This is a genomic window from Alcanivorax sp. HI0083, assembly GCF_001635175.1.
Map to the genome: position 1 here is coordinate 1 of NZ_LWFX01001465.1, position 909 is coordinate 909.

At 55.6% G+C, this 909-nt stretch carries 1 protein-coding gene and 1 pseudogene; both read right to left on the minus strand.

Features of this window, described 5'->3' with window-relative positions; translation table 11 throughout:
- Positions 1 to 90: 90 nt before the first annotated feature.
- Entirely contained in the window at positions 91 to 645 is a 555-nt protein-coding gene (locus A3754_RS22245) for a DUF1285 domain-containing protein (RefSeq protein ID WP_063521374.1), read from the minus strand.
- A pseudogene (locus A3754_RS22250) lies at positions 642 to 909 on the minus strand (TetR/AcrR family transcriptional regulator); the annotation flags it as partial. The gene A3754_RS22245 and the pseudogene A3754_RS22250, both read right to left, overlap by 4 nt.

Sequence of the window (909 nt, forward strand, 5' to 3'; positions counted from 1 at the left end):
ACAAGACACAACAGCTGCACGCTCCAGACCACGCTGAGTACGCAAGGAGTTATTCAGAGGCTCCTTAAGCACCCGACAAGCGCTATACGGTTAGTCCGTCAGGCTACCCAGAGAGAACGTTTCACCGTTGCTGTGAACTTGCAGGGTATCGCCCTGCTGCTCGGCCCAGTCGACCAGCTGATAAAAGGCTGAGCGCCCAATCAGGGCATTGAGATTATCCCGCACACACAGGTACGGGGAAGGCTCACCGGTTTCGCTGTCAGTATTGACCCAGAGGGGATGGGACGCGCCGGCAACCACATGGCTGCCCACATTGGTGGTGAATACCAGTTTGGTGGTTTCGCCTTCTTTCACCTGCTGCACTTCCGTGGCCACAAAGGGCGCATCGTCCACCTGAATGCGCAGTTTCTCCACCGGGGTAACCAGGAAATAATCATCGTCTTCGCGCAACAAGATGGTGGAAAACAACGCCACCATTCTTTCCCGTTCAATGGGCGATTCCTGATAAAACCAGGTGCCGTCGCGGGCAATGCGCATATCAATATCCGCATGCCGTTCCGGTTTCCACTGATGCACCGGAGGCAGGCCGGTTTCATCTCCGGCGGCTTTTTCCAGTAGTGCCAGCAGCTCTTCGGCCTGTTTCATCGTGGCCCCCGCTGGCCCTTGTTCCCCATGCGAATACCGATTTCGATCAGGAAATCCAGAAAGTCATCCTTGTCGTCAATTTGCTTCTGGTAAAACGGCGATTCCATCAGTGCCACGGCGCCGTGGGCAAATGCCCAGGCAGAACAGATGTGATACATCGGCGGCACGTCTTCCAGTGAACCTTCTTCCATGCGGGTTTTGACGATATCCGTAAGCCGCGCAAAATTGGCCTCACGGATACTGTGCAGCTTGGCCACCAGCTCA